General features: G+C 43.8%; 1 protein-coding gene and 1 pseudogene. Both read left to right on the top strand.

From position 1 onward, the window contains the following. Positions 1 to 127 (top strand): annotated as a pseudogene (locus tag R7P74_RS24745) (AI-2E family transporter); the annotation flags it as partial. Positions 128 to 213: 86 nt separating this feature from the next. Further along, positions 214 to 1,224 carry a 16S rRNA (guanine(1207)-N(2))-methyltransferase RsmC gene (rsmC, locus tag R7P74_RS24740; protein ID WP_318123290.1) on the top strand — a complete coding sequence of 337 codons (1,011 nt, stop codon included), beginning with the start codon at positions 214 to 216 and terminating at the stop codon, positions 1,222 to 1,224. Positions 1,225 to 1,384: the final 160 nt, after the last annotated feature.

Here is a 1,384-nt window from a genome sequence, read left to right as displayed (position 1 = left end):
TGGTCTGCACTTATTTGGTTTGATTGGTTTGATTTATGGCCCACTGATTTTTGCGGTCACCATGGTGCTGTTTAATATCTATGAAGAGGAATTCAAAGACTTCCTTAACCAACAAGACAACAGCTAGCCGCCACTGAATAGTAAGCAACAGCTTCAAGCTTGGGCCAGATTGTGCGAAAATCTGGCCCTAATTATTTCTGATGAACCAAATTTATGTCTGCCTATATCGCTCCAAGCCAAATCGCTCAGCGTCAGCTAGAGTACTTCAACGGAAAACATGTTTTAGTTGCAGGTGAAGTCGAAGATATGTTCCCTCTGGAACTGACCGCACACTGTGAATCGGTCGAAGTCTTTACTTCAAACTACAGCTATTTCCGTCAAATCCGTCACTCAGACAAAATAAAAAGCCATTTTGGTTCTGAATTTGATGTGGATACTCAAGCCGACATGCTCCTGCTGTATTGGCCAAAAGCTAAAGCAGAAGCCGAATATTTGCTTGCGATGCTTATGGCTAAACTGGGCGTGAACACGGAGATTGTCGTTGTCGGTGAAAACCGTTCCGGTGTAAAGAGCATTGAAAAGATGTTCAAAGAATATGGCCCTGTGAACAAATACGACTCAGCTCGCCGCTGCTCTTTCTACTGGGGTAATTGCTTAAATGAGCCAAAACCATTCAATCAAGAAGAGTGGTTTAAGTCTTACACGGTAACCCTTGGTGAGCAGTCACTTACAGTAAAAAGTTTACCGGGCGGATTCAGTCATGGTGAGTTTGACTTAGGCAGCCGTCTACTACTGGAAACCTTACCTAACTTGTCAGGCAAAGTGCTCGATTTTGGTTGTGGTGCCGGTGTTTTAGGCGCGTTCATGGCGAAAGCAAACCCAGAAATTGCGATTGAGATGTGTGATATCAACGCGTATGCCATCACCTCAAGCCAAGCAACGCTTGAAGCCAACGGTTTGTCTGGTCGCGTGTTTGCGTCTGACATTTACTCAGATACGGCCAATGACTACCGATTTATCATCAGCAACCCACCATTCCACAGTGGTTTAGACACCAATTACAACGCGGCTGAAACTCTGTTAGGTCACGCGCCACAACATCTTTCAAACCATGGTGAGATGATCATTGTTGCGAACAGCTTCTTGAAATACCCACCAATTATTGAGAACGCATTCAATAATTGCGAGACGCTAAATAAGACCAATAAGTTCTCTATCTACTAAGCGAAAAAATCGTAATTGTGAGCCGCGCAGGCAAGAACCTGCGCGCTTCTTTCCTAAAATTGCCCCATTTGTAAGAAAAACTGCGTGACTCTGCACGCTTTGCAACTAACTTTCCTGTCAAAGAAAAAAACCTCGTTAATTCTGTTAATTCTATCGAATT

Source organism: Vibrio sp. 2033 (assembly GCF_033339735.1).
The sequence above is the reverse complement of the archived record's forward strand: the minus strand, read 5'-3'. Positions and strand labels throughout refer to the sequence as shown.